22 protein-coding genes and 1 pseudogene are annotated in these 19,544 nt (G+C 67.9%); 17 read left to right on the top strand and 6 right to left on the bottom strand.

Annotated elements, in window-relative coordinates:
* Window positions 1–53 precede the first annotated feature (53 nt).
* The 12 genes and pseudogenes from NB3_RS04485 to NB3_RS04435 all read left to right on the top strand — a co-directional run bounded on the left by NB3_RS04485 (window position 54) and on the right by NB3_RS04435 (window position 10,627).
* A complete protein-coding gene (locus tag NB3_RS04485) occupies window positions 54–644 on the top strand; it encodes a peptide deformylase (protein WP_067796876.1) in 591 nt (196 codons plus the stop codon).
* Window positions 634–1,635, top strand: a complete 1,002-nt coding sequence (locus tag NB3_RS04480; RefSeq protein WP_067796873.1) for an N-acetylglutamate synthase, CG3035 family — start codon at window positions 634–636, stop codon at window positions 1,633–1,635. Before NB3_RS04485 ends, NB3_RS04480 begins: the two co-directional genes overlap by 11 nt.
* Before the next feature lie 30 nt (window positions 1,636–1,665).
* Window positions 1,666–2,496, top strand: coding sequence for an exodeoxyribonuclease III (locus NB3_RS04475; RefSeq protein ID WP_067796869.1), 831 nt, complete (start codon window positions 1,666–1,668; stop codon window positions 2,494–2,496).
* Window positions 2,497–2,585: 89 nt separating this feature from the next.
* Window positions 2,586–3,194 (top strand): TetR/AcrR family transcriptional regulator, encoded by a 609-nt coding sequence (locus NB3_RS04470; protein ID WP_174553167.1) that lies wholly within the window; start codon window positions 2,586–2,588, stop codon window positions 3,192–3,194.
* A 65-nt stretch (window positions 3,195–3,259) separates the two neighbouring features.
* Window positions 3,260–4,456, top strand: a complete 1,197-nt coding sequence (locus tag NB3_RS04465; RefSeq protein WP_067796866.1) for a homogentisate 1,2-dioxygenase — start codon at window positions 3,260–3,262, stop codon at window positions 4,454–4,456.
* Window positions 4,453–5,628: a fumarylacetoacetase gene (gene fahA / locus NB3_RS04460; protein WP_067797001.1), complete on the top strand. Its 1,176-nt coding sequence runs from the start codon at window positions 4,453–4,455 to the stop codon at window positions 5,626–5,628. Before NB3_RS04465 ends, fahA begins: the two co-directional genes overlap by 4 nt.
* A 187-nt stretch (window positions 5,629–5,815) precedes the next feature.
* On the top strand, window positions 5,816–6,262 hold the full coding sequence (locus tag NB3_RS04455) for a hypothetical protein (RefSeq protein ID WP_067796863.1): 447 nt from the start codon (window positions 5,816–5,818) through the stop codon (window positions 6,260–6,262).
* Between the two features lie 200 nt (window positions 6,263–6,462).
* On the top strand, window positions 6,463–8,115 hold the full coding sequence (thiC, locus tag NB3_RS04450; protein WP_067796860.1) for a phosphomethylpyrimidine synthase ThiC: 1,653 nt from the start codon (window positions 6,463–6,465) through the stop codon (window positions 8,113–8,115).
* Between the two features lie 53 nt (window positions 8,116–8,168).
* Window positions 8,169–8,321: pseudogene (locus NB3_RS36755) on the top strand (hypothetical protein); the annotation flags it as partial.
* 321 nt (window positions 8,322–8,642) lie between these two features.
* On the top strand, window positions 8,643–9,182 hold the full coding sequence (locus NB3_RS04445; RefSeq protein WP_067796857.1) for a hypothetical protein: 540 nt from the start codon (window positions 8,643–8,645) through the stop codon (window positions 9,180–9,182).
* A 72-nt stretch (window positions 9,183–9,254) separates the two neighbouring features.
* On the top strand, window positions 9,255–10,235 hold the full coding sequence (locus NB3_RS04440) for a PspC-like choline-binding domain-containing protein (protein WP_157111513.1): 981 nt from the start codon (window positions 9,255–9,257) through the stop codon (window positions 10,233–10,235).
* A gap of 197 nt (window positions 10,236–10,432) precedes the next feature.
* The gene (locus NB3_RS04435) at window positions 10,433–10,627 is read left to right on the top strand and encodes a hypothetical protein (protein WP_067796850.1); all 195 of its coding nucleotides are present in this window, start codon (window positions 10,433–10,435) and stop codon (window positions 10,625–10,627) included.
* 64 nt (window positions 10,628–10,691) lie between these two features.
* Here the strand turns inward: NB3_RS04435 and NB3_RS04430 are convergent, their stop codons facing one another.
* A complete protein-coding gene (locus NB3_RS04430) occupies window positions 10,692–11,093 on the bottom strand; it encodes a VOC family protein (protein WP_067796847.1) in 402 nt (133 codons plus the stop codon).
* 57 nt (window positions 11,094–11,150) lie between these two features.
* Here NB3_RS04430 and NB3_RS04425 point away from each other — a divergent pair, with 57 nt between their 5' ends.
* The gene (locus NB3_RS04425; protein ID WP_067796844.1) at window positions 11,151–11,612 is read left to right on the top strand and encodes a MarR family winged helix-turn-helix transcriptional regulator; all 462 of its coding nucleotides are present in this window, start codon (window positions 11,151–11,153) and stop codon (window positions 11,610–11,612) included.
* A gap of 294 nt (window positions 11,613–11,906) precedes the next feature.
* Here the strand turns inward: NB3_RS04425 and NB3_RS04420 are convergent, their stop codons facing one another.
* Window positions 11,907–12,497, bottom strand: coding sequence for a TetR/AcrR family transcriptional regulator (locus NB3_RS04420; protein WP_244891765.1), 591 nt, complete (start codon window positions 12,495–12,497; stop codon window positions 11,907–11,909).
* 6 nt (window positions 12,498–12,503) lie between these two features.
* Between NB3_RS04420 and NB3_RS04415 the strand changes: the two genes are divergently transcribed.
* Window positions 12,504–13,748: a KasA/KasB family beta-ketoacyl-ACP synthase gene (locus NB3_RS04415; RefSeq protein WP_067796838.1), complete on the top strand. Its 1,245-nt coding sequence runs from the start codon at window positions 12,504–12,506 to the stop codon at window positions 13,746–13,748.
* Between the two features lie 141 nt (window positions 13,749–13,889).
* Complete coding sequence (locus tag NB3_RS04410; protein WP_067796999.1) at window positions 13,890–14,684, top strand: thioesterase family protein; 795 nt, start codon at window positions 13,890–13,892, stop codon at window positions 14,682–14,684.
* 104 nt (window positions 14,685–14,788) lie between these two features.
* Here NB3_RS04410 and NB3_RS04405 read toward each other — a convergent pair whose 3' ends face one another.
* Window positions 14,789–16,015 carry a helix-turn-helix domain-containing protein gene (locus NB3_RS04405; protein ID WP_067796836.1) on the bottom strand — a complete coding sequence of 409 codons (1,227 nt, stop codon included), beginning with the start codon at window positions 16,013–16,015 and terminating at the stop codon, window positions 14,789–14,791.
* Window positions 16,016–16,271: 256 nt separating this feature from the next.
* A complete protein-coding gene (locus NB3_RS04400; protein ID WP_067796833.1) occupies window positions 16,272–16,562 on the bottom strand; it encodes a hypothetical protein in 291 nt (96 codons plus the stop codon).
* 141 nt (window positions 16,563–16,703) lie between these two features.
* Here NB3_RS04400 and NB3_RS04395 point away from each other — a divergent pair, with 141 nt between their 5' ends.
* Both NB3_RS04395 and NB3_RS04390 read left to right on the top strand, forming a co-directional pair.
* Entirely contained in the window at window positions 16,704–17,534 is an 831-nt protein-coding gene (locus NB3_RS04395) for a DUF5919 domain-containing protein (protein WP_084485774.1), read from the top strand.
* On the top strand, window positions 17,531–18,331 hold the full coding sequence (locus NB3_RS04390; RefSeq protein ID WP_067796831.1) for an inositol monophosphatase family protein: 801 nt from the start codon (window positions 17,531–17,533) through the stop codon (window positions 18,329–18,331). Before NB3_RS04395 ends, NB3_RS04390 begins: the two co-directional genes overlap by 4 nt.
* Before the next feature lie 75 nt (window positions 18,332–18,406).
* Here the strand turns inward: NB3_RS04390 and NB3_RS04385 are convergent, their stop codons facing one another.
* Together NB3_RS04385 and NB3_RS04380 are read right to left on the bottom strand one after the other, a co-directional pair.
* Window positions 18,407–18,814, bottom strand: a complete 408-nt coding sequence (locus NB3_RS04385) for a glyoxalase superfamily protein (RefSeq protein ID WP_067796829.1) — start codon at window positions 18,812–18,814, stop codon at window positions 18,407–18,409.
* Window positions 18,815–18,878: 64 nt separating this feature from the next.
* Entirely contained in the window at window positions 18,879–19,523 is a 645-nt protein-coding gene (locus tag NB3_RS04380; RefSeq protein WP_067796827.1) for a TetR/AcrR family transcriptional regulator, read from the bottom strand.
* Between the last annotated feature and the right edge of the window lie 21 nt (window positions 19,524–19,544).

Here is a 19,544-nt window from a genome sequence, read left to right as displayed (position 1 = left end):
GCTGTCCGGCACCCGAGGAGCCGTGACGTGGCGCCCACGGCAATAATTGGCGCATGGCAATCCTCCCGATCGTGATCGTCGGCGACCCGGTTCTGCACAATCCGACCGAGCGGGTCACCCAGTCGCCGGAGGAATTGGCTCCGCTCATCGCGGATATGTACGAGACGCTGGACGCGGCGCACGGCGTCGGGCTTGCGGCCAACCAGGTCGGCGTTCCGCTGCGCCTGTTCGTCTACGACTGCCCCGACCTCGGCGCGGACGGCACCGCGACCCGCCGCCGCGGCGTTGTGGTCAATCCGGTCCTGGAGACCTCGGAGATCCCCGAGACCATGCCGGACCCGGACGACGACGAGGAGGGCTGCCTGTCGGTGCCCGGCGAGCAGTTCCCCACCGGCCGCGCCGAATGGGCGAAGGTGACCGGCACCGACGAGCACGGCGAGCCGGTGGAGGTGGAGGGTAAGGGCTTCTTCGCCCGCATGCTCCAGCACGAGGTCGGGCACCTCGACGGGTTCCTCTACGTGGACGTGCTGATCGGCCGCAACGCGCGGGCCGCCAAGAAGGCGATCAAACGCAACGGCTGGGGCATACCGGGTCTGAGCTGGCTCCCCGGCACCGACCCCGACCCGTTCGGGCATGACGACTGACCCCGCGTCCGGCCTGCCCGACATCCCGCTCGGCCGCCGTGTGGTGCTGCGCTATCAGCTGCCCGCGGGTTATCCCCAACCGCTGACCGACGTGATCGGCGAGCTCGTCTCCCTCGACCCGCCGACCGTGCGCGGCGCGGGCGGCGAGCTGGTGTCGGTCGCTCCGGAACGCGTGATCGCGCTGAAGGCCATCGGCCCGAGACCGATACGCATCAGGGAGATTCGCGCGCTGGAAGCCGCGGCCGCCTACGGCTGGCCCGGCGTCGAGCACGCCTGGATCGATGGCTGGCTGGCACGCGCGGGCAACGGATACACCGGTCGCGCGAATTCGGCTGTGCCCTTGGGTAATTCCGATGGGCCCGCCACCGTGTCGGCGGAGACGCTGCACCGGATCGGCGAGTGGTACACCGCGCACGGCCTGCCCTTGCAGCTCGCGCTGCCCGATCGGCTGGCCCCCGTGCCGCCGGGCTGGCACAGCTGGCGGGAGACGCTCATGCTGGCCATGGACATCGACAATTTCGTGCTGCCGCAAGGCCCTTCGATGGTGCGGATCGCGCCCGCTCCCCACGCGGACTGGCTGGAGATGCACCGCTACAGCGGTGCGGACCCGGGCGAGCAGGCGATTCCCGCGCCCGATCCCGACGTGCTCACCGCCGTCATCGGCGGCGAACTCGGCTTCGCCTCGCTCGGCCTGCCGCGCCCGATCGCGATCGGCCGCGGCGCGCTCACCACCGCCCCGGACGGACGCCGCTGGATCGGCCTCACCTGCGTGGCCGTCGCCGCCGCGCACCGCAGGCACGGACTCGGCTCGCTGGTCTGCGCCGAGCTGATCCGCTGGGGCCGCGACCGCGGCGCGACGCACGCCTATCTCCAGGTGGAAGCCACCAACGAACCGGCCCGCGCGATGTACCGCGAACTGGGCTTCATCGAGCACCACACCTATCGCTACGCCGCGCCGGAACCGCTCGCCGGGCCCGGCGGCCTGCGGTAGAACAGATCTGTCACCCGAAGGAAGGCCGCAGTGCGTCTCGCCACCTGGAACGTCAACTCCATCCGCTCCCGGCTCGACCGCGTCGCGGACTGGCTCGACCGCCAGGACATCGACGTGCTCGCCATCCAGGAGACCAAGTGCCGCGACGACCAGTTCCCGTTCGAGCGCTTCGACGAACTCGGCTACGAAGTCGCCCACCTGGGGATCAACCAGTGGAACGGGGTGGCGATCGTCTCCCGCGTGGGCCTCGCCGACGTCGAGTTCGCCTTCCCCGGCCAGCCCGGCTTCGACAAGGACGCGGGCGAGTCGCTGATCAGCACGCCGGTCGTCGAGTCGAGGGCGATCGGGGCCACCTGTGGTGGCGTGCGGGTATGGAGCCTGTACGTGCCCAACGGCCGGACGCTCGGCGACCCGCATTACACGTACAAGCTGGAATGGCTTGCCGCGCTGCGTGACAACGGCGCGCGCTGGCTGGCCGAGGACCCGCAGGCCAAGATCGCGCTGGTGGGCGACTGGAACATCGCGCCGACCGACGACGATGTGTGGTCCGTGGAGTACTTCGCCGAGAAGACGCACACCTCGCAGCCGGAGCGCGACGCGTTCCAGGCCGTCGTGGACGCCGGGTTCGCGGATGTCATGCGTCCGTTCGCGCCCGGACCGGGCGTCTACACCTACTGGGACTACACCCAGCTGCGCTTCCCGCGCAAAGAGGGCATGCGCATCGATTTCATCCTCGCTTCCCCCGCGCTCGCCGCGACCGTGACGGACGCGATGGTCGATCGTGAGGCGCGAAAGGGCAAGGGCGCCAGCGACCACGCCCCGGTGATCGCCGAGTTCGCCGACGAACCCAGGCCCGCGTGACCCGCCCGGCACAGCCGCCCTTTCCCCGCCGCGGCAGCGGTAACCGGACCACCGGCGGCAGGTTGGGCGGCTTGAACAGCGACGCGGCCATGGGGCAGCGGCAGCGGGCGCAGCACCTCGGCCCGCAGCGCCGCCGCCCGCAGGTGCTCGACACCGCGCTCGCCATCGCCGTCGAGGACGGCATCGCCGCGGTCACCATGGCCGCGATCGCGGAGCGGATGAATGTGACCAGGCCGGTGGTCTACGCCTGCTTCGCCGATCGCGTCGAGCTGATCGAGGCGTTGATCCAGCGCGAGGAGGGCTACCTGGTCAGCGGCGTGCTCGAGGTGGTGAAGCCACGGGATGTCGACGCCGACGAGACCGTGTTCGTCCAGGGGTTTCGCGCGTTGCTGACGAAGGCGGCGATCCGGCCGGACGCCTGGCGGCTGGTCTACGGCAATCCGGACCCCGCCGTCGCGAAATCGTTCGGGCGCGGCCGCGCGCTCGTCATCGAGCGCTGCACCAAACTCCTGCGCCCGACGCTGCGCGCGTGGGGCACGGTGGACGCCGAGCGCAAGTTGCCCGTGCTGGTGGAGCAGTGGGTGTCGGCGGGCGAGGCGGCCGTGCGCGCGCTGCTCGCCGACCAGGACGGCTGGACACCGGCGGATCTCGGCGCGTTCGTCGGGGCCTCGGTCTACCGAGCCCTGCGAAACGCCTGATAGACGCTCCGGCCGCACTACGATGGTGATCAACTGTCCGACCACCGGCTGGCGGAGGAACGGTCATGGCGTTCTATCGGCAAGTGGGTACGGTACCGCCGAAGCGGCACACCCAGCATCGTGACGAGCAGGGCCGGCTCTACTACGAGGAGCTGATGGGCGAGGAGGGCTTCTCCGGCGACTCCTCCCTGCTCTATCACCGCGGCCTGCCGCCGGCACTGGTCGATTCGACGGTCTGGGAGCTGCCCGATCAGCGGACCACGCCGAACCATCCGCTCCGGCACCGCCATCTGCGCCTGCACACGCTGTTCCCCGGCGACACCCCGGCCGAGACCGATCCGGTGACCGGACGCCGCCTGCTGCTCGGCAACGCGGACGTGCGCATCTCCTACGTCGTCGCGAAGGGCGGATCACCCCTGTACCGCAACGCGATCGGCGACGAACTGGTGTACGTGGAGTCCGGCGCGGCGACGGTGGAGACGGTGTTCGGCGCGTTGCCGGCGCGGCAGGGCGATCAGGTGCTCATCCCGCGCGCCACGACGCACCGCTGGCGGCCCACCGGTCCGGAACCGTTGCGGGCGTACGTGATCGAGGCGACCGGTCACATCACCCCACCGAAGCGCTATCTGTCGAAGTTCGGCCAGCTACTCGAACACGCCCCGTATTGCGAGCGCGACCTGCACGGCCCGACCGAGACCGTCACCGCGACCGGCACCGAGGTGGAAGTGCTGGTCAAACATCGGCCCGGCGGACAGGTCGTCGGCACCAGGATGGTCTACGCCACCCACCCGTTCGATGTGGTGGGCTGGGACGGCTGCCTGTACCCCTGGACGTTCAATATCGCCGACTTCGAACCGATCACCGGCCGCATCCACCAGCCGCCGCCGGTCCATCAGGCCTTCGAGGGCGGCAACTTCGTGATCTGCAATTTCGTTCCCCGCAAGGTGGATTACCACCCGCTGTCGATTCCCGTGCCGTACTACCACTCCAACGTCGATTCCGACGAGGTCATGTTCTATTGCGGCGGCAACTACGAAGCCCGCAAGGGGTCCGGGATCACGCAGGGTTCGGTGTCGGTGCACCCCGGCGGCTATGCCCACGGTCCGCAGCCCGGCGCCTACGAGAACAGCATCGGCATCGAGTACTTCGACGAGCTGGCCGTCATGGTGGACACCTTCCGCCCGCTCGAACTCGGCGAAGGGGCGCTGGCCTGCGAAGACCCGACCTACGCGTGGAGCTGGTCGGGCCGGGGCCCCGCGTGAGGGCCAGGGTCGAGGTGGCGCCGGAGTCGCTGTTCGGTCCGGACAATCTTCCGTACGGGGTCTTCGCGCCGACCGGAGCCGACCCCCGCGTGGGCGTGCGGCTCGGCGAACATGTCATCGATCTGGCTGTGCTGCTGGACGATCCGGTTTTCGCCGAGCCGAGCCTGAACGCCTTCCTGGCGCAGGGACCAGCCCGCTGGCGCACGGTGCGCGACCGGATTCGCGAGGCGGTCGACGGCGAGCTGGACGACGCCGCGGTGCACCGCTTGGCCGACGTGGACCTGCGGCTGCCCGTGCGCATCGGCGATTACGTGGACTTCTACGCCAGCATCGACCACGCGACGAACCTCGGCCGCCTGTTCCGGCCGGACGGCGATCCGCTGCTGCCGAACTGGCGGCACCTGCCGGTGGGCTATCACGGGCGGGCAGGCACCGTGGTGGTGTCGGGCACCGCGATCACACGGCCGTACGGGCAGCGCAAGACCGATTCCGGCGCACCGGTTTTCGGCCCGTCGCGGCGGCTGGACATCGAGGCCGAGCTCGGCTTCGTGATCGGCGTCGGCTCGCGGCTCGGCGTGCCGGTCCCGATCGACGAGTTCGCCGCGCGGGTGTTCGGCGTCGCGCTGGTCAACGATTGGTCGGCCCGCGACATCCAGGCCTGGGAGTACCAGCCGCTGGGCCCGTTCCTCGGCAAGTCGTTCGCGACGTCGATCTCGCCGTGGATCACGCCACTGGCCGCTCTGGAGTCCGCCCGCATACCGCTGCCCGAGCAGTCCCCCGCGCCGCTGCCCTACCTGCTCGGCGCCGAGCACTGGGGCCTGGACATCGACCTCACCGTGGCCTGGAACGGACAACCGGTCAGCTACCCGCCCTACTCCCGGATGTACTGGTCACCGGCGCAGATGCTGGCTCATCTCACCGCGAACGGCGCATCGACGCGCACCGGCGACCTGTACGCCTCCGGCACCATCTCCGGCCCCGAACCGGATCAACGCGGCTCGTTCATCGAGCTGTCCTGGGGCGGCAGCAGGCCGGTATCGGTGAACGATCAGCAACTCACCTTTCTGGAGGACGGCGACGAGGTCACCATCACCGCGTCGGCTCCGGGTCCGCACGCGGCCATCGGATTGGGCGAGGTCACGGGCCGTATTCTTCCGGCACACCCGCACTGAACAAGTTCGGCGGTCGGCGGCGGACCAGGGGGCGTAGCGATCGACCTTCGCCCGAGGTTGCCTCGGACGGGCGCTCGGTGCTTGAGAACGGCTCTGCCCGGGTACGCCGCTACCCGAGCGCCTCGATCTCCGCTGCCGGATCGCGGAGTTCACGGCCGCACCATCCCTCCGGACAAGGAGCGAGGTCATGAACGATCGCCCGGCCGCTCAGCACCGCCGCCCCGATGGCGTCGGCGACGGCACCGTCGCCGCCACCGGCAAACTCTCCGAAGCCCTCGAGATCGTCGAACGCGCCCGCGGCCACCTGTACGCGTTCCATCAGCTGACCGGCGGGGCCGATCTGGCGCTCGACATCGCGGTGGAACTGTTCCGCGCCGCGGGCCACGAGCACATCGCCGATCGGATCTCCGCCGAGTTGATCGGTCGCAATGTGCTGGCCGGACGCTGGACGTTCCAGATCATCGAGGAATACGACGACGGTTACTACGACCTGTTCCGCGACATCGAGCGCGCCGCCCGCGACGAACTGCTCGGCGGCCGCCGCCACATCTACGAAGCCGAGATGAAAGAAGCCCGCCGCACCCACGGCGCGCCGGGACACTCGGCCACGCCGGAGCCGGTGGAGGACCCCTGACCGGACGCTCTGCCTGGGAGTTCACGCGATAGCGCCGAATCGCCGGGCACGCGTCCGTGTGGTCCGGGTATGGTCGGGCGGGAAAATTTCACAAACCAACGGGGGCTCGCACCAGCGGGCTGAGAGGACGGCTAGCCGAGAGGCGTCAGGGCCGTCGACCGTATGAACCTGACCGGGTAATGCCGGCGTAGGGAGGAAGAATGGCACGCGCCGCTGCGTCCGACGGCGGATCCGCACCCGTCGACAGCGTCACCACCGGCCCGATCGAGGGCAGCGTCAAGCACTATCTCGAGGTCGATGACCTGCGCATTCCGGTGCGCCGGATCAATCTGACCAATGGTGAGCACTTCGACGTCTACGACACGTCGGGCCCGTACACCGACGAGTCCGCGACGATCGATCTCGAAGGCGGTCTACCGAAACTGCGCGACACCTGGACCAAGCCGGAGGGGAAGGGCCCGCGCACCCAGCTCGCGTGGGCCCGCGAGGGCATCGTCACGCCGGAGATGCGCTTCATCGCCGCGCGCGAAGGCGTCGCGCCGGAGCTGGTGCGCGACGAGGTCGCCGCGGGCCGCGCGGTGATCCCGGCCAACCACAAGCATCCCGAGCTCGAGCCGACCATCATCGGCAAGAAGTTCCTGGTGAAGATCAACGCGAATATCGGCAACTCGGCCGTGTCCTCCTCGATCGCCGAGGAGGTGGAGAAGATGGTGTGGGCCACCCGCTGGGGCGCGGACACCATCATGGACCTGTCCACCGGCAAGAACATCCACGAGACCCGCGAGTGGATCCTGCGCAACTCCCCCGTCCCGGTCGGCACCGTGCCGATCTACCAGGCGCTGGAGAAGGTGAACGGCGACCCGACCGCGCTCACCTGGGAGATCTACCGGGACACCGTGATCGAGCAGTGCGAGCAGGGCGTTGACTACATGACCGTGCACGCGGGCGTGCTGCTGCGCTACATCCCCCTGACCGCCAAGCGGGTGACCGGCATCGTCTCGCGCGGCGGGTCGATCATGGCGGCCTGGTGCCTGGCGCATCACCGGGAATCGTTCCTGTACACGCACTTCGAGGAACTCTGCGAGATCCTGGCCCGCTACGACGTCACCTTCTCCCTCGGTGACGGCCTGCGGCCCGGCTCCATCGCCGACGCCAACGACGAGGCGCAGTTCGCCGAACTGCGCACCCTCGGCGAACTGACCAAGATCGCGAAATCGCATGGCGTACAGGTGATGATCGAGGGTCCGGGGCACGTGCCGATGCACAAGATCGTGGAGAACGTCCGGCTGGAAGAAGAGCTGTGCGAGGAGGCGCCGTTCTACACCCTCGGCCCGCTCGCCACCGACATCGCACCGGCCTACGACCACATCACCTCGGCCATCGGCGCGGCCATCATCGCGCAGGCGGGCACTGCGATGCTCTGCTACGTCACCCCGAAGGAGCACCTCGGCCTGCCCAACCGCGACGACGTGAAAGTCGGCGTGATCAGCTACAAGATCGCCGCACACGCCGCCGACCTGGCCAAGGGCCATCCGCACGCCCAACAGCGCGACGACGCGCTGTCGCAGGCGCGCTTCGAATTCCGCTGGCGCGACCAGTTCGCCCTCTCCCTCGACCCGGACACCGCCCGCGAGTACCACGACGAGACGCTGCCCGCCGAACCCGCGAAGACCGCACACTTCTGCTCCATGTGCGGCCCCAAGTTCTGCTCGATGCGAATCTCGGCCGACGTCCGCGAATACGCCGAACGGCAGGGCTTGAACGAGGCCGAGGCGCTGGAGGCGGGCATGGCGGAGAAGTCCGTTGAGTTCGCCAGCCGCGGCAACGCGGTCTATCTGCCGGTCGTGTCGTAGTACCCGTCCCGCCGCCCGCCGCATCCCGACGATGCGGCGGGCGGCGCGATTTTTTGGGGGTCGAGGCACCAGACGGCGGCGTTCGGGGCGGACCCGGAATCTGGAACGCCCAGACCGCACAACCCCTCCACAACTTCACCGACCACACCGACAGGATCCCGTCAGTGGCGTGGTCACCTGACGGCACCCGGCTGCTCACTGGTAGCAACGACGGAGCACTCGAGATGAGGGACAGTACAGGCGACAACCGCGATCGTCCTGTCGTCGTACCGCTTCGAGCCTGGCTGATACCGCCCCCTCATCGGGAGGCGTGTTCAGGAGCGATACCTAGCCGCCAGGCCAGTCCGCGCGGGTTTCTACCGCCCGCATCCCGGCGAGCGGCGCGAAGTTGGTCCGCCACCGCTTCCCGCGCGCGAAGTCCTGGCCGCATGGGTGCCGGCAGGTTCGCGTTTCGCGCACAGTCGGCCGTATGCGTGGGAAACTCGGCGTGTTCGTGGTGGTGGGGTGTGATCGGACAGGGAGGAATCATGGGCAGGGACGTCGCCTACACCGAGGCCGAGCGTCGGCAGATGGATGCCGACCAGCACGACCCCCGATGGTTGGCCTGGCTCGCCGATATGGACGCGGGCCTGGCGCGATTCTTCACCGAGACCGCGCCGGGGATGCCGGATGATCCGTGGTCGGCCGAGGGATTGCGCCAGGCCGAGGTCCGTGCGCTCGAGCTGTTCCCTACTCCGGAGTCGGTGGAGTTGCCCGAGCATCGGGACACCGCCGACGGGTTCCATCGTTACCTCGGTGAGGTCTTCCGGCGCGCGTTCGAGGGCCGTTGGTACAACGTGCCCGACTACGACGACGAGCAGCGTTCCCACGGCTTCGGACCGGTGATCGATCGTCCGTTCAGCGAGCACTACCTCGACGTGATCCCGCTTGTGACCACGGCGGTGGTGCGGCGCAATGGGGGGCTGTGGGCTTCGATCTTCGGTTACTCAGTGGAGGACTACCGGGCATGGAATGCTGCCGGGCGTCCACCGCTGGATGAATGGATACAGATCCGGGACGACGACTGATACTCCGGCAGGCATCGGCTGGCGTGGGGGGCGCGGGGCATGGAATCCGAAGAGGACAGGTATCGCCGGTATGTGGACCGGAAGTGGTTCCGGGGTGAGCGTGCCCGGCTGCCCAAGGACTACCAGCGTGAGCGTGACCGGTGGTCGAACTCCCGCGAGTTCGGCAACACCTTCCGCGACGGCATGTGCCACATGCTGGGCCGCACAGAAGAGAGCGGATGGCAACAGGAACGGTACTACCGAACGAAACACGGTGCACGTTTTCATGATTCAGCGTCTGTCCGGAACCGCCACGCGATGGAGTTCAAAGCTGGTGAGGTGCGGCGCGAGGCACTGGACCAGCTCAGAAAAGACGCTCAGGTCCTGCGCGACGGCTGGATTGTCGAGTGGTACGTGGTCGAAGGCGCGAAGATCGATGGCAAGGTAGCGGCCAAGCTGAAGGAATTGGAGACCCGCTACCCGGGGCAGTTCCTCACCGTCACTGTCACCCGCGAACAGTTCGCGAAGGCGATCGAACTGGGCAAGCAACGTGAGCGTGAGCGTGCCGAGCGCGACCGCGAACAGCCCACCAAGGCAGTCGAGCAGGCGCGCGACCAAGTACAAGTACCCTCCAAGGCAGATGCACACCGGATCGAACAGGAACGCGCCGAAGCTCGAGCCGACGAGCGTGCGATGCAAGCCATGCTGTACCTGCACACCCACCACCAGCGCGCTCAGCAAGAGGAGCAAGACCGTACCCGCGACACCCGCGCCGACACCGGACAGACTCGCGACACCGCGCCCAAGGCCGCCGAGCGCGGGCAGACCGCACCTGAGCGCGACCCTGCCGAGACCGCGCGCCAAGCGCGGGAGGACGCCGAACGGGAACGCGCCGAACGGATCGCCCGCGCTCTGCGCGAGGGCCTTCCGCCCGAAGTCGCGCGAATACTGATCGAAGGTCAGGCCCAACCACCCGCAGCGGCGCTGAAACCGCCCTCACCTGACACGCCACAGGTCACGCGAGGCGGAACGCCGGGCCAGGACCGCACGCGCGGACAGTCCCGCGACCGGTGATCGGCGCCGATGTCCGACCGGGGCAGACCGACTGCCGGGCGACCGGCGCACTACCACCGACCCGCCAATGCCCGAGCCAGCCGCCGCATCGATGAATTGCCGCGTAACGCCACCACCAAGCTGATGCGCCATTCGCGATTCGGGAATCACTACCGACCCGCACCATCCCAGCGCCGTCACGATGAAAGGAATCCCTGGTGCCGAACTTCGACGTGAGCAAGTCCCAAGAGCTGCGGGACAAGATCCAGCCGATCTACGAGGAGGTAGCGACCCTGCTCGGTGCCGAGCATCCGGCGGCGGTGTCGCTGTGGCAGGCGGCAACCGAACTCGCCGCCGCCGCGCCCGGCCCCCGACGCTATGGCGACTACGAACCGGATCACCCGACCACGTAAGAAGCCTTACCGCACGGCCCCGGCCCGTTCTCCAGCCAGCCCGGCGGAACCCCCATCGAGGCACTCAGTACGACTGGAGTTCAATCAGCGTGCCCTCCGGGTCGCGCAGGTGCGCGGTGCGCAGCCCGGGGCCCCAGTGCGGGCGGACGGCTGGGGCCGCGACAACCGTCGCGCCGTGGTCTGTGCACAACTTCGCGCCCGCGTCGACGTCGGGCACTCGGCACACGAACATCACCGCGTCTTGGGCCGGTGCGACAGGCAGCGCCGTCGTGCCGACGACCTCCGCCATCGCGGAACGATCGAAGAGCGCCAGCACTCCTTCGTCCCCGACGTCCCAGCTCGCGTACGGACCCGCGGCGGTTCCGTTGGCCAGCGTCGCGCCGATCAGCTCGGGCAGCACCGCCGCGTAGAACTCGAAGCATTCGGTGAACCGGGTGACCAGGAGTCTCGGGTGAAGTGCGTCCACTGTTGTCTCCAAATAGTTGGTGCGGACCTACTTTAGGCCCGAACCTACAATAGGCCCATGGACGACGCCCGCGCACTCCCACCGAGCCTGCTCGGCCTCGACATCTACCTTCTGTCGCGGGTCGGCAAGGCCGCGCGCGCCGGGTTCGCCGACCGTCTCGCCGCTCGCGGCCTGCGGCTGTGGCACATGGCGATCCTCGCCGCGCTCGCCGATTTCGGCCCGCATGCCCAGCGCGACTTGGCCGAGCGCCTGGGCATCCACCCCAGCGACGTGGCCAAGGTCGTCGACGAACTCGAAGCCACCGGTCAGGTGGAACGGGCGCGGGACGAACGCGACCGTCGCCGCATCACCGTGCGCATCACCCGGACCGGCCGCACCGCGTTGCGTTCCCTCGATCGCGAAGCCGGCCGGGTCGGCGACGAGATCCTCGCCCCGCTCGACCCGGCGGAGCGAGACCAGTTGCATGCGATGCTGGAACGTCTCTTCGCGCATGCGTACCCGGAGTCCCGGCCCGAATGATCGCCTCCGCGCGAGACTATCCGGGCACTACGATTACCCCGCCCTCCCCGGAGAGCGAGTCGCACACGTGGGGCCACGGCCGTGCCGAGCAGCAGCGCCGCAGGCGTGGGGCACCCCCAATTCCGTCTGGCCCCGGGTCACGGCCCAGCAGCGGCCTGTGCGTTCGACTCACGATCGCCCCCGCCGTAACGGAATATCCAGCGCAGCCCGACGAAGCGTCGCTACCGGATTCCACCGTCACCGCCCGCACCACCCGCCCGGACGCCGCTCGCTACCGATGCGCCGATAAGACAATCAGCGCACCGTCTGTTCGATCAAACGGCGGGCCGCGCGATCGGTGCGCTCGACTTCTCCGGTGATCAACCGGTCCTGCAAAATACCGCGCAGACCCGAAATCAACAGCGTGGCAACAATTTCCGGGTCATCGACGGAACCGAGGCCGCGCAGTCCGTCGGCCAGCGCCGATACGAAGACGGCGATGGCCGAGTTGGCGTAATCGGCATACGGACTGCGGGGCGCACAGGCCGCACCGAGCACTTGCAACATCACCCTGACGCTCGTGCGGCCGTCGCCCGACACGTTCGCGGTCCAGAAGTCCCAAAGCCGCTCGCGCAAATCCGAAGCGTCGCCGATGTCGGCGAAGACGGCAGCGATGTCGGGCCGCTGCGTCGCCAGGGCTTGGACCAGCAGTTCTTCCTTGGTCGTGAAGTAGTAGATGAGCATGCGCGAGCTGGTGCCCAGCTCGGCGGCCAGTGGGCGCAATGAGAGGTCCGCGAGGCCGTGCTCGGCGATGTAGCGCACGACGGCGGCGAGCAGTTCGGCGCGTTTGGCGTGGTCGAGAGGGCGAGCCATAGGTTGACTGTAGCGATCGGTACAGGTATCCATGACACCGTGACTGTAACAATCGCTTCAGAAACTCGGGATTCGGTCGTGGTCACCGGGTACGCGGCGACCACGTCGCTGGCCGACGACATGGACAGAACCTGGTCCGGATTGCTGGCGGGGCGCAGCGGCATCGGCGCGCTCGACGACGATTTCGTGGCCGAGTACGACCTGCCGGTCCGCATCGGCGGCAAGTTGACGTCACAGCCCGGCACGGAATTGAGCCGGGTCGAACAGCGCAGGCATTCCTACGTCGAGCAGATGGCGCTGGTGCTCGGCCGCCGGGTCTGGCGCGCGGCCGGCGCGCCCGAGGTGGACCGCGACCGCCTGGCGGTGGCCATCGGCACCGGGCTCGGCGGCGGCGACGCGCTGATCTCCGCCGTCGACGCGATGCGCGCGGGCGGCTACCGGAAGGTGTCGCCGATGTCGGTGCCGATGGTGATGCCGAACGGTCCCGCCGCCACCGTCGGGCTCGAAATCGGGGCGAGAGCTGGAGTTTTCGCTCCCGTCTCGGCCTGCTCGTCCGGTTCGGAGGCCATCGCGCACGCTTGGCGGCTGATCACCACCGGCGAGGCGGACGTGGTGGTCGCGGGCGGAGTCGAAGGACACATCGACGCCGTGCCCATCGCGAGCTTCGCCATGATGCGCGCCATGAGCACCCGCAACGACGAACCGGAACGCGCGTCCCGGCCGTTCGACCGGGACCGCGACGGGTTCGTCTTCGGCGAGGCGGGCGCGCTGCTGGTGCTCGAGTCCGAGCGGCACGCACGTGCGCGCGGCGCGACCGTGCACGGGCGGGTGCTCGGCGCGGGCATCACCTCCGACGCCTACCACATCGTCGCCTCGGAACCGGAAGGGCTCGGCGCGGCCCGCGCGATGCGCAAGGCCATCGAGACCGCCGGTTTGCGGCCTTCGGACATCCAGCATGTGAACGCCCACGCCACGTCGACTTCGATCGGCGACGCCTCGGAGGCCAACGCGATCGCCTCCGTCGTGCCCGACGCCTCGGTCTACGCTCCCAAATCCGCGCTGGGGCACTCGATCGGGGCGGTCGGCGCGTTGGAATCGCTGGTCACCATGCTGACCCTGCGGGATCAGATGGTCCCGCCCACGCTGAACCTCGACAATCTCGATCCGGAGATCGATCTGGACATCGTGGCGGGCGCGCCGCGCACTCAGCGCATCGATTTCGCGCTGAACAACTCGTTCGGGTTCGGCGGGCACAATGTCGCGCTCGCGTTCGGCCGGGTCTGAGGATGAACCGCGTTATGGTGCGCGTTACCGTCGTTGTGCAAACCGACGAAGGGTGGACGGCGACGTGAGTGAGCGTCAGCGAAGTGACCGGGGACTCAGCGCGCGGGCGCGCACCGAGTCGAGCGCGGGCGAGGCATGGTCATGAGTGACGCCTTCTACCTCCCCGATCCCGACCGGCCGGACCGGTTCATCTCGACCGAGCTGACCCGAGGCCCCTGGTCGCCGGACGCGCAGCACGCTGGCCCGCCATCGGCGCTGCTCGGCCACGTGATCGAGCGATGCGAGCCGCGCCCCGGATTCCAGGTCGGCCGGGTGGCGGTCGAGATCCTCGGCCCGGTGCCGCTGGCACCGCTCACCGCGCACGCGCGCGTCGCGCGTCCCGGCCGCAGCGTCGAACTCATCGAAGCGACGTTGTCCAGTGAGCGCGGGCCGGTGATGCGCGCGAACGCCTGGCGCTTCAAACTGTCCGAGCCGGAGTTGCCGCTGCCGGAACGCTTCTTGCCGACCGGCACGCGGCCCGGCCCGGAGCACGCGGACGCGCCCGAGCCGTTCCCCTCCACCCAGCCGATCGGCTTCCACACCGCCATCGACTACCGCTTCGTCAGCGGCTCCTTCGCCGAGCCCGGCCCGGCGATCTGCTGGATCAGGATCAAGCACCCGATCGTCGCGGGCACCGACCCGAGCCCGCTGGAGCGCACCCTCGCGGCCGCCGATTCCGGCAACGGCGTCAGCGCGGTCCTGGACTGGTCGGAGTACTTGTTCATCAACACCGACCTCACGGTCACCCTGCACCGACAGCCGGTGGGCGAATGGGTCTGCCTCGACGCCGTCACCTACCCCCAACCCCATGGCATAGGTATGGCCGAATCGGCGCTCTACGACGAAAAGGGCCCTCTGGGCCGCAGCACACAAACCCTCTTCCTCGGCCCCCGATAACCGAGGCAGACCCACCCGGCGTTCGTCACCGCCGCGCTCACGGACGGGTCTTGTGGTCGTGGCTTCGACGTGGCTGACCGCTGACCGCCCCGAGAGGTCGGCAGCTACACGAGTACGCCGACGCGGCGGCTCAGATTCCGCACGTCGCGGCTCATCCCCGTAGGCGGGTGCTGCACCAGGTCGTGGATCATCTCCCGCGCGAACCCGTTGTATCGAATGGTCTCCGGGGCCGTCTGCTCCGACTTCTCCAGCATCGCGAATACCGCTGCGGACTCCCGCCGCTGTGCATGCGCCCGTGCGACCTCGATGTAGTGGCGGCTCCGGCGCGGCACCGACACGATCATCTCCGCATCCACATTCCCCGCCGCACGCAGAGCCTCTGCCGAGCGCCGCAGCTCCACACCGAGCGTCGTCGCATGCGCCGTCATCACGGGCACGGAAAACGACGTCTGCACATGCCGATACTCTCGACCCAGATTCCGGGCCACCGCGTCGGCCGACTCCCAATGCGCCCAAGCCTCCCCGTAGCGGCCGCGACGAGCGTGGACGTACGCGGCTTCCGCTTCGAGGGCGCCCGCGATCCCCCGCCAATCATCCGGTGTCTCGTCCCTGGGCAGATAAGGCTCCAACTGACCGAGCGCATCCCGGATCAGGTCGAGCGCTTCCTCCCAGCGGCCGGAGTCCCGCAGTGCCTGCGCCATCGCCCATGTGCTGCATGCGATCACATACGGGTCATCGGCTTCGAATCCTTCGTTCATGGCACGGTCGGCGACCAGCCAAACCAGTTCGGGCGCAGGCTGATAAGCGACGTAGAAGTCCGCGAGCTGATATACACCTGCGAGCACACGACGCGCTTCTCTACGATCCGCCCCGGGAATGCGCGCCGCCTGCTGCGCGTCGCGGATGAGGCCGGGCAGTAACGCCCCCAACTGGGTGCGGTGGTCGGGGCTGGTGTGGCGAATCTTCCACGCCTGAGCCAATCGGATCGCCAGGTGCTCGACACTGGCAGGGGATGGACTCGAGGTCATCCGATAGTCGGTGAGTGCGCGACGCACCTCGGCGAGCGCTTCATGCTGCGCCCCTGCGAAAACCGCCACCGACACCGCATGACCGTTGCCGGTCAACTCGGCGAGGTCCTTCACCTCGAGAGCCTGCGCGATTCGCAACAGCATCGGCAGCTTCGGAGCTTGAAGGCGACCTGTCTCAACGGCTTTGATCCACTCCGCCGACCGGCCGACGAGTCCGGCCAGGACAGGCCGCGACATGCCCGCACGCTCACGCAGGGCCTTGATTCGCTTACCAACAGGTGCTTCATCCCAGGGGTCCTGCATGGCGCCCTCCTACGCGACGTGCCCGTGTGAGTTTATCGACTACTGCTATCAATAATCGACGATGGTGACGATCAGCTCCGCGCCTCAACCACACACTCGCGAAGCTCGTTTCAATGCGCCTAGAAACTGCAAGCAGTCGCAGCCATGCCCGGCATGCTGGGTCAGATCATCCTCGCGACGTCGAGAGAGATTTCACCGGGCGACTCGCCGCAGATACGATGGCGGATGCGGACGATATCTGCACTGACCGGCTGGTTCATTGCCATCTCCGCTGCGCACGTTCGTCGGGGACGATGTGCCCGGCTTCGACCAGGGTCCAGTACGCATCTGCCTTGTCCGGACAGGAATCGATGCTGCATCGAACGTGGTATTGCATGGTCGCATGCGCGTGCTCGATGTCGAGACGATCGAAGATGTCGATAACCGGTACCGCCGATTCCGGTAGTGGGTCGTCTCGATCGAGTAGGTACGGCAGCACATAAAAGGTGCCGACGGCCAGCAGTGCCAGCGCCACGACAACCACTCCTGCGGTGACGATCCGTTCCATGCGGTGAAGTGTCGGCAGCGCCCGAGTCTGTTCGCGTCGCCGCCGATGCATCACCTTGATCAGCTGGACCAGCGGGTGTATCTTCTGTGTCTCATCTTCGATCCCGTGCCGAACCAGGGAAGCCCGAGAGGTGGCGCACTCGTGGGGACCGTGCTGAAAGCTCTACTGCAACAACGCCACCTTCAGACCGTCTCGGCGTTCAACCGCGAATACGACCGAATCGCGGGCGAATACGAGCCCGAACTCGTCGGCGCCGGACCCAAGAAGGCTCAATTCTACCGGTGGCTCTCCGGGGACCTCGCCAGTCTCCCGTACCCCCATCACCGTCGAATCTTGGAAACCATGTTCCCGGGTTGGTCGGTCGACGAATTGTTTGAAGACTGCACGGACCCCGCCGATATCCGAGCAGCACGCGGGCGAACTTCCGCTCAGACCATTGCCGATGTCGAAGCGATCTTTGCGAGCCGAACCGACTTCTTGCAGGCGATGCCTCCACGGAAGCTCTTCGAGGGCGCACGGCGGATCGATATGGCAGGCCTGTCATTGAACCTACTCTGCCAGCAGTCGGATACGGACCTCATGAAGTTGCTCGAATCAGGCACCACTCTCCGGTGCCTCTTCCTCGACCCGAATGGCTCCCATATCCGAGCACGGGAATCTGAGGAGGGTCACACTCCCGGAGTGCTGTCAAGTCTTACCGAACTCAATATGAAATGCTTGATCCGAGCACAGAAGAAGTACGCGCAACAGGACAATGTCATCCAGATTCGCACCTATGATGAAACGGTACGCTTCAATATCATTCTCGTCGATTCGGCGGTGTGCGTCATTCAGCCGTATCTACCGAGAGCCCGCGGAGTCGAATCACCGACGCTGGTCGCTCGCAAGTCGGAACAAGCGGGGCTCTTCGACACGTTCTCCGAAGTCTTCGAAACGATGTGGTCCAGCGCTCGGGAGGTCGCTTCGGTATGAGAGCGAGTCGGGATGATCTGCTCGAAATCGCTCGTTCGGCCGTTCAACGGGGGGCCGAACTTCTCCGCACCGCCGATCGAGGAGCGGTCGATGCCAAGGGCGATCGGGACTACGTGACCGGCTTGGATCATCGGATCCAGGACGACATCAGGCGGTATCTGGCCGACGCGACACCCGAGTGGGGCTTTCTCGGTGAGGAGTTCGATGACGGGCCGCGCGATCACCACGCGCGAGATATGTGGGTCCTGGACCCGATCGACGGGACGTCCAACTTCATTCACGGACTGCCGCTCTGTGCCGTATCGCTGGCTCTGGTGCACGACGGCGAACCGGTGATCGGAGTCGTCGGCGCGCCATTCCTCGACCTGGAGTACTACGCCGCCGCCGGGTCGGGCGCATGGAGCAATGGCAAGCCGATCGGGGTGAGCAACACCGAAACGCTCGAGCAGGCGATTGTTTCCATCGGGGATTACGCCGTCGGGCCGGAGGCGGTGGCGAAGAACCGGCGCCGCTTCGCTCTCACCGCCGCGCTGGCGGCCACCATCGAGCGGGTTCGGATGTTCGGATCTGCCGCCCTCGATCTGGTGTGGGTCGCCGAGGGGCGCACCGACGCCTGCGTCATGTTGTCCAACAAGCCCTGGGACACGGCCGCCGGTGTGCTCATCGCCCGCGAGGCGGGTGCTGTCGTCCTCGACTCGACCTCCCGCCGCCACAGCCTCGACTCACCCGACACGATCGCCGCCTCCCCTGCCCTCGCAGACCGGCTGATGCGCTTGGTCGACGAATCGATCCGCTGACTCGCGCGGCTTGCGCCGTGCCACGCTCGCTCCCTTACCGTCGCTCGGGACGAACCACCGTCCACACGGGGGCGCTCACGGACGGGTGGAAATCTGCTGCACCCCCCACCCATTCCCATCCGGGTCGGTGAAGAAGAAGAATCCGACGTTGTCGAGCGGGTCGGGCACGGGGCGCGGGTTTTCGCCGAGGATTTGGATTTCGGTGACCTCGACGCCGCGGGAGGTCAGTTCCTCGTGGGCTTCGCGCAGGTTGTTGACCACCAGTTGGAGGCCCTGTTGGGAGCCCGGGGTCATGTCCGGCACCGCGCCGTGGCCGATCACGATCGAGCAGCCGGAACCGGGTGGGGTGAGTTGCACTATGCGCGCGTCCTCGCCGATCTTCGTGTCGTGGTCTACGACGAAGCCCAATTGCTCCGCGTAGAACCGCTTGGCTCGGTCGATATCCGAGACGGGGACGATCACGACCTCGAGTGTCCAGTTCACGGCGCATCCTTTCGGGGCGGGCAGCGGTATTCGTACCAGTGCGGACGGCTTCACACCGGGAAATTCATCGCCGTGCCCAACGCCAGGAGAATTCGTCCGGCGTGGGCGGCGGGCCGGGGAGTTCGCCGTCGGCGCTCAGCCCGGCGACGAGCATCGCCAGCACGCGGCGGCGCAACTGGACGGTGCGCTCGGGGCTCGGCACCGCGACCGCCGCGCAGGACTCCAGGATCAGGCCGAGATCCTGCGGGGTGACGTCGGGGCGCAGCTTGCCGGTGGCGTGGGCGCGGCGCACGATCTCCTCCGTCGCTTCGGCGGAGCGCCGCACATCGGGCAGCATCGACTCGTCGGGGGTGAAGGTGCCCGCGAGATGGACGGTGAGCGAGTGGACGTCCGCGTCCACCACGCGCTCCAGGAAGCCGACGAGCCCGCGCCACCCGTCCGAATCCTCCAGCGCCGCATCGGCTTCCGCGTTGTACCGCCGCAGTCCGTCGTGGCAGAGCGTGCGCAGCAGCACCTCCTTGCTCGGATAGCGGCGGTAGAGCGCGCTGATCCCGACACCCGCGCGTTCCGCGACGGCGGAGATCGGGGCCGTGGCGTCGGCGAGGAAGACCGCGCGGGCGGCCTCCAAGATCAGGCCGTCATTGCGCGCCGCCTGCGCCTTGCGGCCGGGCAGACCCTTCTGAGCTGGGGCGTCGGATGTTCTCGGCATGAGTTAAGCGTAGCACTTGAA

This window comes from Nocardia beijingensis NBRC 16342 (genome assembly GCF_001612785.1).
Lineage (GTDB): Bacteria > Actinomycetota > Actinomycetes > Mycobacteriales > Mycobacteriaceae > Nocardia > Nocardia beijingensis.
Note: the sequence above shows the minus strand (reverse complement) of the source record. Positions and strands in the feature narration are given on the sequence as shown.